The sequence below is a fragment of the Microbulbifer sp. HZ11 genome (assembly GCF_000708675.1).
Classification (GTDB): Bacteria; Pseudomonadota; Gammaproteobacteria; order Pseudomonadales; family Cellvibrionaceae; genus Microbulbifer.
This window is the reverse complement of record NZ_JELR01000002.1, coordinates 1,715,823-1,730,908: the sequence shown is the minus strand read 5'-3', so window position 1 is coordinate 1,730,908 and position 15,086 is coordinate 1,715,823. Positions and strand designations below refer to the sequence as shown.

Here is a 15,086-nt window from a genome sequence, read left to right as displayed (position 1 = left end):
GCCCCGGCTCGCCTGCTATGGCCTGCCATTTCCGCTAGTCGTCTAATAACGCTTATGTATTCTGGCGTCGGCCTTTTGGGTGGCCGTTGCCTGTGATTTACAGGAATAACCAACAATGTACCGAGTAAACACTCTGGCGCTGGCTGTTGCCTGCGCGCTGTCTTCTGCTGTTTCCGCCCAGGCTGTCGACACCAAAGAATCTATCGAAGAGGTGAATGTCACCGTATCACCTCTCGCCAAGCCAGCCGATGTGGTCGCCGCGCCCGTGTCGGTGCTATCCGGTGAAGCCTTGCGCCAGGAGGCCGCCGGCACCCTGGGGCAGACCCTGAACAATCAGCTGGGGGTTTCCAATGCCGCTTTCGGCAGCGGTGTAGGTCTGCCAGTCATCCGCGGCCAGAGCGCCAACCGGGTGAAGGTGCTGAACGACAACCTGGACGTGGCCGATGCCTCCAATACCAGCTCCGACCACGCCATCAGCGTTGAACCTCTGCTGGCAGAACGCATTGAAATCCTGCGCGGCCCGGCAGCCCTGCGCTACGGCAGCGGCGCCATCGGCGGTGTGGTGAACGTGCTCGACGGACGCATCCCCAGTGAAGTACCGGAAGAAATGGAAGGCGCCGTGGAAATGCGCCACGACACCGCCAACAGCCAGGATGCCGGTGTATTCCGCCTGACCGGTGGTGCGGGCAACGTGGCCTGGTATCTGGACGGGGTCTACCGCGACAACGACGATACCGAGATCCCGGGCCTCGCGATCCGCGAACATGGCGAGCATGAGGAGCACGACCACGAAGAGCACGAGGGTGAGGAAGAGCACCACGAGGAAGAAGAGTTCAACACGGACGGCTTCGTCGGCAACACCAACGCCCGCGCCAAAAGCGCCAGCGCCGGCCTATCCTGGGTAACCGATACCGGTTTCCTGGGCTTCTCGGTGAACCGCCTGGAAAACAACTACGGTATTCCCCTGGGCACCCACGAGCACAGCCACGAAGATGAGCACGAGGAAGACGAGCACCACGAAGACGAGGATCACGCCCTCGAGGAAGAGCACGAAGAAGAACATGAAGAGCATGGTGAAGAGCGCGTGCGCATCGCCATGACCCAGACCCGCTACGACATCAAGGGCGAGCACCGCTTCAACAGCGAGTACTGGGACAAGTTGAGCGTGCGTCTCGGCTACAACGATTACGAGCACGTAGAGCTGGAGTCTCACGGCGACCACTTCCACGAAGGCACCCGCTTCACCAACGAAGCCTGGGAAAGCCGCGTGGAACTGACCCACGACAACGGCGGCCTGTGGCGTGGTGCTTACGGCATGCAGCTGAGTAACAAGGATTTTGCTGCGGTTGGCGACGAGGCGTTTGTACAGCCCAGCAATACCCAGAGCATCGGCCTGTTCACCATGAAAGAACGCGCCTGGGGCGACTGGCATCTGGATCTGGGGGGCCGTGTCGAGCAGGTCACCGTCGATCCGGAGCAGGGTGAAACCCAGGACTTCAATCTGCTGGGGCTGTCCGGCTCTATCCAGTACTTCCTCGCGGAACACCAGCACCTGAGCCTTGGCCTGACCCACGCCGAGCGCGCGCCGGTGGCGGAAGAGCTGTTTGCCGACGGCGCTCACCTGGCGGAGGCCCGCTACCTGGAAGGTGAAGAGGATCTCGACAAAGAAAAATCCTTCAACCTGGAGCTGGGTTACCACCACCACAATCAGGAGGCCTCCGGCTGGCACGCGGTACAGGTCGAGACCAACCTGTTCTACAACCGGGTGACCGACTACATCTACGCCGCCAATACCGGCGAAGAGAACCACGATGAAGAACTGGCGATTTACGGTTACACCAATCGCGACGCGGTATTCTACGGTGCCGAAGCCTCCGTGCGCTTCCCCTTCGCCGGCGGTCACTATGTGGAACTGTTCGGTGACAGCGTACGCGCCAGCTTTACCAGTGATCTCGCGCTGCATCACGATGAGCACGAGCACGAAGAAGAAGCGGACCACGACGAGCACGAACATGAGCACGAGGAAGTCGCCGACTACCACCGCGCCGTTCCGCGCATGCCGCCGTTGCGTGTAGGCCTGGCACTTGGCGGTAACTACGACCAGCTGAACTGGGAACTGCGCACCACCAAAGCCGCAGCCCAGGACCGCGCCGGCGCGTTCGAGGAAACCACCGAGGGTTACACCCGCATGGACCTGACCGCGCGCTACAACCTGAACCTGGGTGGCACCGATGCAGTCCTCTTCGCCAGCGCCCGCAACCTGCTGGATGAAGAGATCCGCAACTCCACCTCGCTGCTGCGCGACTTCGCGCCGGAAGCGGGGCGCAGCGTGGAAGCGGGTATCCGGTTCCAATTCTGACCGTCAACTGCTTCAATAGTCGCATCCGCGGCACCCGGAACCTGTGTTCCGGGTGCCGCACCCCTCTCGCCAATGTCAGATTAAGGATGCGCTCTGTATGGCCTGGATCAAACGCGGTCTTATTACCCTCGTTGTTCTCTTCGTTCTTTTTGCCGGCGTCATCGCCTGGTTCCTATCCGGCCTCGATGCCAATCAATACAAACCCAAAATCGTAAAGCTCGCCGCCGACCAGGGTATTGCCCTGACCCTCGACGGCGATATCGGCTGGCAGATCTGGCCGAATATCGCGCTCAAGCTCGAAGGGGTAAAACTTGCACCCCTGGCACTGCCCAGCGAATCCCTGCTTGAAGCGGACAAGGTGGCGGTCGGTGTAGCGCTGATGCCACTGCTGGACAAGCGTATCGAGGCCAAGGAAATCGTATTGCTCGGCCCGCAGGTGGCGCTCACCGTGGATAAAAACGGCAAGGGCAACTGGGAACTGATCACCGACGCCATGGAAGCCAAGGCCGAACAGGACGCCAAAACCAGGCGCGAAACCCCGCCCACTCTCGACATCCCCAAAGAGGAAGAATCCGCTTCAGGTAGTGGACTGGAGCTGGCGCTGGAGCAACTGCGTCTGGAAGACGGCGTTCTGCGCTACACCGACAAGCAGAGCGGTACCGAGTACGCCATCAGTAAACTGCACATCGCCGCGGATAATCTGGTCCCCGGCGGCAAACCCGGCGACGTGCGCCTGCAGGCGGAACTGGCCGGCAGTGATCTCCCCGAGCCGGTGAATCTTGATATCCACAGCAGCCTCGCTATTGATGAGGGTCTGAACGGCCTGCGCCTGCAGCCAGCCAATATCAAGCTCACCGGTGCCGAGGGTGCCAAGGCCGAGGTCAATCTGCGCGGTAATGTTCGTCGCGTAGAGGCCAGTGCCCCATGGCAAATCCAACTGAACCTCAAGGTCGATGTGGAACCGATTGCCGGCTGGCTCGCCGCGGTGGGTAGTGACTACAAGCCACAGAGCAGCAGTGCCCTGCAAAGCCTGCGCATCGACGCCGATATCAGCGGCACCGACACCCAGATGAACCTGCAGCCATTGGAGCTGGCACTGGACGACAATACGTTCAACGGCAGCGCCAGCTTTCAGGCAGCCACAGACGCCAAAGCCGTTCCCAGCGTTTCCCTGGACCTGAAAGGCGGTGAGCTGAATGTGGACGACTACCTGCCACCGCCTGCCACCACCCCAGAGCAGGACGAGCTGAGCGCAGATGTCGCCGCCGCACAACCGGTGGAACTGCCACTGGAGGCCATGCGCGGATTCAACGCCAAGCTGGACCTGACCCTGGACAAGCTGCACGCGCTGGATTTCGAAATCGACAATCCACAGCTGGCGGTGAACGTGAGCAACGGCCTGTACCAGCTGAACAAACTGGCCGCCGGCCTCTACGGCGGCACCCTGAACAGCACTGGCGTATTCAACGCCCGCGGTAATTCCGCCCGCGGCGAGCTGAGCGGTGGCCTCACCGGGGTGGAAATTTCCAAGGTACAGGAAGCCCTGTTTGCCAGCGATGAACCGGAGGCGACCGACCAGAAAAAGGTCACCCTGTCCGGCAAAACCAACCTCACCTGGGTAGGTCAGACCAGCGGCGCCGACACCCTCGCTCTGCAGAAAAACCTGCGCGCAGCCGTGCAACTCAATTCCGAGGAACTGGCACTGGCGCCATTCAATCTGGAAAAAGGCATGTGCCAGTTGGTGAGCTATGCGGAAAAGACCCCCATGCCCGAAGTGGAGTGGCCGGCACAGACCCGCCTGCAGGATCTGCGTGCCAGCGTAAACCTGGACGGCGATGTGGCGAAGGTGGAAGGCATCAATGCGGGTATCGAAAATATCGCACTCACCGGCGATGGCACCGTCAACCTGGAGCAACAGGATTTTGACTTCGCCCTAGGCCTCGCCCTTGTCGGCGAGCGCACCTCCGGCAACGGCTGTTCCGTACAGAACTCCCGCTGGCGCAACCGCCCGCTGCCCCTGCGCTGCAACGCCAAGTTCAACGAGGCCGGCGCCACCACCTGCAAACCCGACAGCCGCCGCATCGACGACCTGATTCGCGATGAATTGAAATACCAGGCGGAGAAAAAGTACGGGGACAAGGTGGAAGAGAAAACCGACGAGCTGAAGGACAAGCTGAAAGACAAATTCAAAGGCCTGTTCAACCGCGGCGACTGATCTTCATACCACCTACCGTCACCCCGGCCTCTCACCTCGTCACCCCGGCGAAGGCCGGGGTCCAGCTCTACTGAGCTTCCAATACACACTGGATACCGGCATTCGCCGGTATGACGAAAGCGCATAACGCAGTAGCATGGGCACCCTTCGCGGTGCCCATTTTTGTTTACGCTCATGCCCAAGCCCACCATCAACCCAAAAACACCAAAACGTTTTCAGTCGGCCCTGCTCAAGTGGTTCGACCAGCACGGCCGTCACGACCTGCCCTGGCAGCAGGACATCAACCCCTACCGGGTATGGGTTTCGGAAATCATGCTACAGCAGACTCAGGTTGCGGCGGTTATCCCCTATTACCAGCGCTTTATGGAATCTTTTCCTACGGTGCAGGCCCTCGCCGCCGCCAGCCAGGATCAGGTTCTCGCCCACTGGAGCGGTCTCGGCTACTACGCCCGCGCGCGCAACCTGCACAAATGTGCGCAGACCGTGGTGAACGATCACGGCGGAGAATTCCCAAGGGATGTCGAGGCACTAAGCGAACTGCCAGGCATCGGCCGCTCTACCGCCGGCGCCATTGCCAGTATCAGCATGGGTCTGAAGGCAGCGATTCTCGATGGCAACGTCAAGCGGGTGTTGGCCCGTATCCACGCCGTTGAAGGTTGGCCGGGGCAGACCGCCGTGGCAAAGCAGATGTGGGAAATCGCCGAGCGCTACACCCCCGCGGAGCGTACCGGCGACTATACCCAGGCGATGATGGATCTCGGCGCCACCCTGTGCACCCGCGCCAAACCCGCCTGCGAGCGCTGCCCGTTCGCGAGTCACTGTATCGCCCGCGCCCAGGGCAACCCCACGGATTACCCCGGCAAGAAACCGAAAAAGGAAAAGCCCGAGCGCCAGACTACCCTGTTGCTGATCGAGCACGACGGCGACCTGTATCTCGAACAACGCCCCGCCAGTGGCATCTGGGGTGGCCTTTGGATACCGCCACAGCTTGAGGGCGACGACGGCGGCGAGGCCAGCGCCCAGGAATGGCTGGCTGCGCAGGATCTGGACACCAGCGAGATTCAGGCCCTGCCGCCCATGCGCCACACCTTCAGTCACTTTCATCTGGATATCCACCCGGTGTGGATAAGCCTGCCCCGCAGGCCCTCGCAGGTGGCGGAAGGGGCCAGTGGCTGGTATAAACTGCGCCAGCTCGATCGCCCCAGATCCGGCCAGGATCTGGGCCTGCCCGCACCCATCGCCAAGCTGGTCAAACAGTTACTGGCGCTGCGGGCCCCACTATTGGCACCCTGTTAGGAGAAACCATGTCCCGCACCGTCTTCTGCCGCAAATACCAGGAAGAACTCGAAGGCCTCCCCAACCCGCCGTTCCCGGGCCCCAAAGGGCAGGACATCTATGACAACGTCTCCGCCAAGGCCTGGCAGGAGTGGATGGCCCATCAAACCATGCTGATTAACGAAAAGCGTCTGAACATGATGGAACCCTCCTCTCGCGCCTATTTGGCCGAACAGATGAGCAAATTTTTCAGCGGCGAAGACTATGACGACGCCGAAGGCTTCGTCCCCGAGCAAGACCGCGACAAGTAAGCAACCGCTCACCAACTCCCCCGATCAATCGCAAAAACTATTTATCAATCAAAGGGTTGACTCCCCCCGAGAGAGCAGGTTTAATACGCGCCTCGCTGCCGGGGACAACCCCGAATCAGCAATGCCCAGATAGCTCAGTCGGTAGAGCAGGGGATTGAAAATCCCCGTGTCGGTGGTTCGATTCCGCCTCTGGGCACCATCTACCTTTATCGGATTTTCTCCGATACGCTCAAAAGCCAGCAACCATCAGGTCTGCTGGCTTTTTTGTTTTCTCAAAACGACTCACGTCCACTCCCTATATACCCACAATCTGTGGTTACGGGTGTGGTTACGGCGCTTTTCCGCGATTTCGTACCCACACAATCGGCCTCCAGCCCTTATACCGTGGGCGTTCGCGCGAATTGTTACCCTACGCCAATCCCCCAAATTCAAGCCTCCGGCCTCCGATCACGCCGTAGGCGAGCGCCCCCTCTATCCCCGGCGCTCGCCGCACCTGCCCTACCGGTTCCTTGCCAGCATGTACCTCTGCACGACGAGCACCCTTGGTGCGCTTTGTCGCGAGGCAACAATCATCGGCACTGTCTACACGCCAGACAGGATAGGAGAGCCAGCCCCATGTATTTGACAGACACAAAACTGCGAGCGCTAAAACCCAAGTCCAAAAAGTATCGAATGGTCGACGGACAGGGACTGATGGTCGAAGTGCTACCAAGTGGCACCCGACGCTGGCTCTTCCGCTATGTCTGGCAGGGGCAACGCTGCGATATCGGACTGGGCGTTTACCCTGCCATCACCCTCAAAAGAGCTCGCGCGATCCGCGAGCATTACCGGGAACTATTGGCAGAAGGGATTGATCCCCGCGTTTGGCGTGAACAACAGGCGCGGGAACAAGTTCAAATCAATAACAATCAGTTCGAACAGGTGGCCGAGAACTGGTACAAACTCCGAGAACCAACCTGGGCACCATCGACGCGGAAAAAAAGGAGGGCACTACTGGACAATGACTTGGTTCCACGTTTGCGATCACGCCCGGTAACAGAAATCCAGACATACGAGCTCGCACAGTTACTGCAAGAAATCGCCGCTCGCGGCGCATTGGAAACAGCGCACAACGCACGCCAGGTTCTAAACCAAATTCTCCGGTTTTCCGTTCAAAGCGGCTTGTCCCGACACAATCCGGCGGCAGTACTTCAGGGTGTACTGCCACCGAAACAAACTGAGCATCACGCAGCAATTACCGACCCAGCCGAATTTGGCAAGATGCTTGCTGCAATCGACAACTACCGAGGGTCGATAGTGATCCGCACAATGCTGCGGCTTGCACCACTGGTTTTTCAGCGGCCGATCGAACTGGCTAAAATGCGCTGGCAAGATATTGATTTTGACGACGCCCTTTGGACCATTCCCTGGCAGGATAAAAAAGAGGGAAAAAAGAACAAATCTGATCACTTGGTTCCGTTGTCAACGCAAGCAATCGAGATACTACGTGGGATTCAACCATATACCGGCCATTTGCCACATGTGTTCCGTGGCCAGCGAAATCATCATCATCATGCAAACCCGGAATCCATGAATAGGGCTCTCGAAAAAATCGGTTACAAACACCGAAAAAACAACCGGAGTACCTCTACCAAACTGCCGGCACATAGCGCTCACGGATTCCGCGCGAGCGCTCGAACACTGCTCGACGAAGAACTCCACGAGCGGGTGGAACTGATAGAGACGCAGCTTGCGCATCGTGTGCGTGATCCACTCGGACGCGCCTACAACAGGACCACTCACCTAACCGAACGCCGCGCCATGATGCAGCGCTGGGCCGATCATTTGGAGAAGCTAAAAACAATCGCAAATACAATCGGCTAATTGGATTGGCTTAGACAAAATTCAGCTGACATACGCGATCTGCCTGAATACAGAGCCAGATGAAATACCACGACTAAATCGGACTACAACACGGCCTCCTCTTCATAGAGAACGTTCGAGGGGTTACATAAAGCAGCTTTCTACATTTATTACACTCATAGTGTGTTTTTTCATTCCATCCAAAGTATGCCCCTATCATCTTAAAATTCAAACTTGCAGGTTTATCAATAGTTATCTTCTCAAGTTCACACTGATGACAAAAAATTTTTCTTCTTTTATAGGTCAGGTAAGCCATCTTACAGGCATGCTTGTTCGCCTTACATACATATGTAGCGCTCATATCGGACTGGCAATTTCCGGAGAAAGATATATAAGTGCATCCATTCAGCTTTAAATATTCATAAAATTCCGACTTCATACCTTCTTCAGTATTTCTTGGCTGCAAATTAGCATGCTGCACCGCTCTGTGAGCAATACTAGGGCAGGCAATTTTGACACAGCGCAGCTCGTGTGGCGTGCGATTGAAAACTTCTCCACAAAGAATGCATTGGAATTTATGCTTTCTATTTTTTCCAAAATATTTATTGGATAGCAATCTTGCATAACGCTTGCCCGCGTCATCCATCAGCTTCATGTAGGCTTTCGAGGAACTACGATCTTTATAGCATGTGCCACACCAGTGCCCATCAACGATATGATCGCTTCTTTTATCTATATTTTTATGCCCGCGTTGACACTTATATGTAATGGATATTCTTGACAACGATATTGCTTCAGCGGAAATAAATTTTCCACCTATAGCCACAATAATTTCCTTACATTGATCAACCCTCTGCTCTAGAGTCTTTCCTGCACACTCTAGACACCATTCAGTCCTCGCCTCATTAATCGATTCGCCGCGCAAAACATATGGCTCATGCTTCTTATGACACTGAAGATTATAAAAACCCTTCACACCGATATATCTGGGAGTGATGATGGTTTGCTCGTTAGCCGTACAAGCCTTCTGAATTTCAAGCCAACACTCTGGTGCTCGACAGATTGAGCTAATTTCCTCTATTTTCACCTCTGAATAACAAATACCATGGGGAATTTGATCTAAAACACTCGCGACCTTATCCCGAAGATCGTTAAATTTATCGATCCTATCGACCTCAATCAAAGTAACGTCATGGCTCTTTGATGCGCGCCTTTTAAATTCGTCACGATCTAAGACATTGCTATGGCAGTAGATATGATTGGGATTTTTATGCCCCCCGCCATCATATTCGAATGCAATTTTTTCATCCTCGTTGTATCCATCAAACTCCAAATTTCGACCAGTTTCTGGATTTCTTAAGATATCAGGCCTGCATTTGGTAAGCTCAATCCCCAAGGCCAGCTCCAAAATATTCCGCACCAAGCTTTCAGATTGGTGTTTACAACAATTGCACCAATGCCCTTGTTGAATCGAATTCCATGGAACTTTCGATATATTTCCTGCTCCGCACTCATAGGTTACGTATAAATGACTATCAATGTATTCACTATGTATTAATTTCCCACCTCTGCTGGAAATCGTACGTTCAACGAAATCTATTGACACCCTTGCTTTCATACCCCGCTTTGCGGCTTCGCAAGAAGGACAACCTCTCGTGTAGAAACTCTCAGCCGGCCTCGAAATATCCGTTAGACACGTTTTGCAAGTAGCCTCTACCGGCTCCTTTGCGCCACGATAGACTGATGTGAACCAAAAGTTATCACCTTTTTTTCCAACCACATCCGCAAGGAACTGAAAGTGCGTTTTCATTTGCGATCTCATCAGACCACCTCAAAGATTTATTGCAAGTGATAATATGACCACAAGAACTACAGATGAAATCTTTTTGGGTTTTAATCGAACCCAGCTGATTTAGTAATCTAGAAATTTTGGGAAACATAAAGTCATCAACTATTTTTTCAATTAAAAAGACAGACACTTATAACCTCGGTGGGACTTTGATAGATACGAAACAAAGAGTCATCGAAGTCAAACGCTCTCTATATACAAAGCGCTACAAATTTACAAAATTCACTCTGAGAATTTTTTACATTAATCGTACGAATATAGGTTGCTTTCCAGCGTACGACAAATATCCAGCATTGAATCAGCGAGCTTTTCGCTTTTTGGCTTAACCAGATTTTGAGCCGCTCCGAGTTCCGCAAATGCTCCACCTTCGGAAAGAATGGCGCCCATATGAGTACACACCTCAAGTTTTCCCCTGAAGTCCGTGACCGGGCCATCCGGATGGTCTACTAAGTTCGGGAGTCCCACACATCGCAGTGGGCCCCTATTGAGGCCGTGGCCAGGAAGATCGACTGGACCGCCCAGACACTGAGCAGCTGGATTCGCAAGGCAGCTGCGCATGCGCCCCCATCCACCCCGGCTGCCGATGCCCGCGTCAATATCCCGCCTGCGGAGTTTGAGAAATTAGACGAGCAGAGTCAGGCCACCATCCTACGAGCAGCGTGACTCAAACCAATTGGCCTCCGCGAAACTCGCGGTATTCACTGTACAGGCAGCAGAGAACTAACTTGCTAGCTAACCACTACCACCTACACTGACCAGAAAAGTTGGTATATATACGTCAGAGTCTGCAAGGTTTTCAGCAATTAATCCGGTATCGGCGACTTGTCGTTGATGAACTTCAATATGACCCAATAGGGCCAGCCTACCGTCCGGGATGATAGACGGGTGGGCTGGGGCGCTTTACCCTCAGATACCCACCTCGACCATGTACTTTCGCCAATCCCCAAGAGCTTGGCCACCTCTGGTCGCCGCAGAATTCGGTTTTGATCTTGTTCTTTCATGGTATGTTTCCCTAACTATTCACAGGAATAGTGATACCACAACCTAGCGATGCCTAGTGACATGAGCGACCTGCGTGCACCCTCCCGTGAAGGCGAATCAATGAGGGCAGGGTCACAATGTTCACCGATGACTTAGCTGTGGCTCTCAACAGTTGATCAATTCCGTTTCCGCTAAATTCGGCTTTTCGCACAATGACTCTATCTCAATAATTATGCCTGCCGCTTTTTAACTACACAGGAAAGCTATTTTCTTGAGCTCGCGGCAAGCCCAGAAAGCATTCTCGAAAATTTTTTTAATCCCATGTTGTCTCACGTTAACTCATCTCAAAATTTTTCTGTATTTACCATAGACAGAAACGTTAATAGGTGTACGATACCATTAACCCCGCTGTAATAAGGCTTAGAGGGGAGAGGAGACCAGTTAAATTGGATTAAATCCGATTAAACACAGCGCGCTGCTGTGTTTAGCTAGCTCGGCCCGATGAGCATAGATGACATCACTCCTGGTGAGTGATCAGGTCCATACCCTCAGGGGATGCCAGGCGTGACCTGGCCCGCGTATAGAGCATCCCCAATTCAAAATCGTGTCGGTCTTCATTAGTACATGAACCCTCGACATGCACCTTCGCCAGCTTTCTATGGCGTTCTTTCTCACGTGCAGATTCGGCAGCCGTTAATTAGCGGCGAAATCGCTGAACTCATTGGCCGTAACGCACGCTGAGCTCTTCATACATCCCGAGTTTCAAAACCAGGTAACCACGCATGAGCACCGGAAAAAACTATGGCTGGGGTCAATCTCCAGTCAAAGCGGTAAAATGGGCATTGAATCAACGAGCCAGAAAAGGTGAAATAGGCGATAGGACGATTCAGTGCTATATCCAAGCGTTCAAGAAATTCGCCAAATATATGCGCGAGGAGCATCGAATTCATGATGCGGTTCTATACACAGAGCAACACCTAAGCCAGTTCGCAGAATCAATCGTACCGACGTACGCCCCGGCCTACTTACAAAAACAGACTTCCGCTATTAATTCTGTGATGAGAACCATCACGTATGGAAAGTGGGATAGCATTTCTCCGTCCAAGACTACCCAAAGCCGACGTCGCACCGCTCGACTCGATCCACACCTGTATATCGCGCCTGAAGTGATCATCGCGGAGCTAGAGGGAAGTTTACAAACGCAAGTTCATGCGGCTATTGGCTTGGTCGTGCACTTCGGTCTGCGGCTGGAGGAGGCTGTTTCCCTAGATATAGTTGCAGCACTCAAGGAGCATGCTGAAACGGGTAATATCGACATCGTCTATGGGACCAAAGGCGGGCGAGGGAGAGAATGCAGAAGACTTATCTCAGCCAATGACAGTGCATACAGTTGGCTCTGTCATTGTCGCAAGTTTACTGGACCAATGTTTTCCTTGATTCCAACTGGGATGAAACGAGACACATTTAAAAAACTGGTCGAAAATGAAGCTCTGCCGATTCTCAAGGAAAAATACGGGCTAACCATTCACAAACTAAGGCATGAATACGCTGCCCGTCGGTATAGAGAAATTACGGGCCACTACACCCCGGTTAATTGCCGCGCATTTGGCTATCCACTTGCACATCGAAATCTTGACCAGTTAGCTCGTGAAACCATCACACACGAACTAGGACATGGCCGAGTGCAAGTTGTTTCAATCTATATCGGAAGCTATCGGGGGCACAGCAATGAGCAAAAGGACTAGTACGCAGCATGTAAAGCGCGACATTGAAACAATTATTCGACACCGCCGAGGGAAGCGACGTCCAACAAATGAACGACGACAAAAGCTGATGATGCGAGTCGCTAAAAAAGTTCTCGAAGAGCATCATGTCCGACCAAGTGCGTGGACTTTAGATCACATGATTTGGCTGTGGGGAAAGATCGATAATGAATATAGTGAGAAAACAGCATATGTATACAAAACGGTCGCTCGCGAAATTGCAGAATTTTATGGCCAATGGAGCTATGCAACTGAGCACCTGGGGATTACCGCCCCGGAAAGGGGACCCGTGCAATTCGTCTGTGAGAGTGCAGATGAATAAGGGCGACCAATCTCGTACCTATGCACTACACTCCCTAAGTATTTGGACTGAAGAAATTTAAGCTGTGAAGTGGATTAGTTCAGACCAAATCTGACACATCTCCTTGAAAAGAAGGGGTTTACCGGTTTTGATGAAGGTGCCTAAACCCAAAGTCAAAACCAAGGATAAACCCCATGATCCATACTAACGATCGCATCATTAAACACAAGACCGGACTGCTCAATCTGGCGGAAGAACTCGGTAACATCTCCAAAGCCTGCAAGATGCTCGGTGTGTCGCGAGATACCTTTTATCGGTACAAAGAGGCGGTTTCCAGTGGCGGCGTGGATGCGTTGCTGGAGAAGAACCGGCGAGTACCAAATCACAAGAATCGCGTTGATTCTGCTATCGAGGAAGCGGTGCTGGCATATGCCGTAGAGGAGCCCGCTCACGGTCAGGTGCGGGTATCCAACGAGCTGCGCAAGCGCGGTGTATTTGTCTCACCAAGTGGTGTTCGAAGCATCTGGCTGCGGCATGACTTGGCTAACTTCAAGCTTCGTTTGAAGGCGCTGGAAGCCAAGGTTGCTGAGGAAGGACTGATCCTCACAGAATCCCAGGTGCAGGCTCTAGAGCGCAAACGTCATGACGACGAGGCCTGTGGTGAGATTGAAACCCAGCACCCGGGTTATCTGGGCTCGCAAGACACCTTCTATGTCGGGACATTCAAAGGCGTTGGCCGCGTATATCAGCAGACTTATGTCGATACCTATGCGAAGGTCGCGCACTGTAAGCTGTACACGACCAAGACGCCAATCACTGCTGCAGACCTACTGAATGACCGTGTATTGCCGTTTTATGCTGCTCAGGATCTGCCTGTATTACGCATCCTCACCGACCGCGGCACGGAATACTGTGGCAAGCTGGAACAGCACGATTACCAGCTGTATCTGAGCGTGAATGAGATCGAGCATACAAAGACGAAGGCTCGTCACCCGCAAACCAATGGCATCTGTGATGCGCTTCCATAAAACGATACTGCAAGAGTTCTACCAGCCCTCATTACGACGCAAGATTTACGGGTCGATCGAAGAACTACAGGCGGATCTGGACGAATGGCTTGCGTACTACAATAATGACCGCACTCATCAGGGCAAGAAGTGCTGTGGCCGGACTCCAATGCAGATGCTCGAGGATGGCAAAAAGATCTGGATGGAAAAGTTCGTAAACTGAACCTGACCTGACAGAACACCTTCCGAAAAACCGGTAACTGTCAGATCAAGTCTGAACTACTACATGTGAAGGCCTATTTTTCAAATTTCCACGGAGCTTCGATTCTAGTTTCCGAAGCGTTTCATCCAAGAATTTTGGCTCCCAAGGGAAAATTCAGCAATCAATAGAGGTCCACTTTTCCCGGAATTCGAGCTAGCGATTAACAATTTCTATAACATTTGTTTCGACAAGAGCATTGAGGTGGCGATGCAAGTGCTTTGGGGTACTGCCACCATCAACTATTACACCAGCTTCCATATTCTTCTCCATTGCGTGCCCTGTAAGGTTTGCGCTAGAGATAAAACACTTCACCCCATCAGCAACAGCTACTTTGGCATGCACCTTCGCCCCTTCGAACTCATTTTCTTTAATCGCCCAATAGTACAAATTTACTCCTGGCAAATGCTTTCGCATTTCGCCAATCGCATCAATGGTTATTGTCCCACCATGTTGGTCAGAAGATTCGAGCAAAATTGAGACCTTCACACCTCTCTGAATTGCATGCTCTATCGCTAGCACGATGGATGGCACTTTGTAAGCAACGAAACTCGTTAAAAACAACGAAGACTTGGCAAAATCTATCACTTCAAGCAAAGCCTGCTCAGTTCGACGTGTTGCCATCAACGGGGTCTTGGGGCCCGTCCAGATTAACTCCACCTCCACTTCACGTTTTGCTACATGGTAGGAATAGCTAGCTCCGCGCAACAAACCCGCCAACTCTCGACCAGATATACCTGAACATTTCCAAGCACTTATAACTCTGTCAAACCGCGTTTTGGAATGCGCAGTGGTCAGCCAGTCATGCGGTGTCTTTGCCAACTGCTGTGAGGTCAGGCTTGAAACTTTCGCTGCAATTGAATTCACTCTTGCCTGAGGAACATCGCGTACAAAGTCATTGACTGACTTCAATAATGATTCCAT

General features: G+C 53.3%; 10 protein-coding genes, 1 tRNA gene and 1 pseudogene. 9 read left to right on the top strand and 3 right to left on the bottom strand.

The window, feature by feature from the left end; translation table 11 throughout:
- Positions 1 to 115: 115 nt before the first annotated feature.
- The 6 genes from AU11_RS14925 to AU11_RS14900 all read left to right on the top strand — a co-directional run bounded on the left by AU11_RS14925 (position 116) and on the right by AU11_RS14900 (position 8,023).
- The gene (locus tag AU11_RS14925) at positions 116 to 2,359 is read left to right on the top strand and encodes a TonB-dependent receptor (RefSeq protein ID WP_043320061.1); all 2,244 of its coding nucleotides are present in this window, start codon (positions 116 to 118) and stop codon (positions 2,357 to 2,359) included.
- Positions 2,360 to 2,456: 97 nt separating this feature from the next.
- On the top strand, positions 2,457 to 4,574 hold the full coding sequence (locus AU11_RS14920; RefSeq protein ID WP_043320060.1) for an AsmA family protein: 2,118 nt from the start codon (positions 2,457 to 2,459) through the stop codon (positions 4,572 to 4,574).
- A 174-nt stretch (positions 4,575 to 4,748) separates the two neighbouring features.
- Positions 4,749 to 5,870, top strand: coding sequence for an A/G-specific adenine glycosylase (gene mutY / locus AU11_RS14915; protein ID WP_051687289.1), 1,122 nt, complete (start codon positions 4,749 to 4,751; stop codon positions 5,868 to 5,870).
- An 8-nt stretch (positions 5,871 to 5,878) separates the two neighbouring features.
- A complete protein-coding gene (locus AU11_RS14910) occupies positions 5,879 to 6,160 on the top strand; it encodes an oxidative damage protection protein (RefSeq protein WP_043320059.1) in 282 nt (93 codons plus the stop codon).
- Between the two features lie 123 nt (positions 6,161 to 6,283).
- Positions 6,284 to 6,359, top strand: a tRNA-Phe gene (locus AU11_RS14905).
- Positions 6,360 to 6,775: 416 nt separating this feature from the next.
- Positions 6,776 to 8,023: an integrase arm-type DNA-binding domain-containing protein gene (locus AU11_RS14900; protein ID WP_043320058.1), complete on the top strand. Its 1,248-nt coding sequence runs from the start codon at positions 6,776 to 6,778 to the stop codon at positions 8,021 to 8,023.
- Between the two features lie 73 nt (positions 8,024 to 8,096).
- On the opposite strand, the gene AU11_RS14895 is transcribed toward AU11_RS14900, so the two are convergent.
- Both AU11_RS14895 and AU11_RS18700 read right to left on the bottom strand, forming a co-directional pair.
- Complete coding sequence (locus tag AU11_RS14895) at positions 8,097 to 9,812, bottom strand: hypothetical protein (RefSeq protein ID WP_156035344.1); 1,716 nt, start codon at positions 9,810 to 9,812, stop codon at positions 8,097 to 8,099.
- An 842-nt stretch (positions 9,813 to 10,654) separates the two neighbouring features.
- Positions 10,655 to 10,852: an AlpA family phage regulatory protein gene (locus tag AU11_RS18700; RefSeq protein WP_081848144.1), complete on the bottom strand. Its 198-nt coding sequence runs from the start codon at positions 10,850 to 10,852 to the stop codon at positions 10,655 to 10,657.
- Between the two features lie 762 nt (positions 10,853 to 11,614).
- Here AU11_RS18700 and AU11_RS14890 point away from each other — a divergent pair.
- The 3 genes and pseudogenes from AU11_RS14890 to AU11_RS14880 all read left to right on the top strand — a co-directional run bounded on the left by AU11_RS14890 (position 11,615) and on the right by AU11_RS14880 (position 14,126).
- On the top strand, positions 11,615 to 12,577 hold the full coding sequence (locus AU11_RS14890) for an integrase domain-containing protein (RefSeq protein WP_043320055.1): 963 nt from the start codon (positions 11,615 to 11,617) through the stop codon (positions 12,575 to 12,577).
- Positions 12,561 to 12,917, top strand: coding sequence for a hypothetical protein (locus tag AU11_RS14885; RefSeq protein ID WP_156035342.1), 357 nt, complete (start codon positions 12,561 to 12,563; stop codon positions 12,915 to 12,917). The genes AU11_RS14890 and AU11_RS14885 overlap by 17 nt, the downstream gene beginning before the upstream one ends.
- Before the next feature lie 173 nt (positions 12,918 to 13,090).
- Positions 13,091 to 14,126, top strand: a pseudogene (locus tag AU11_RS14880) (IS481 family transposase).
- A 192-nt stretch (positions 14,127 to 14,318) separates the two neighbouring features.
- On the opposite strand, the gene drmC reads toward AU11_RS14880, so the two are convergent.
- The gene (gene drmC, locus AU11_RS14875; RefSeq protein WP_043320053.1) at positions 14,319 to 15,086 is read right to left on the bottom strand and encodes a DISARM system phospholipase D-like protein DrmC; all 768 of its coding nucleotides are present in this window, start codon (positions 15,084 to 15,086) and stop codon (positions 14,319 to 14,321) included.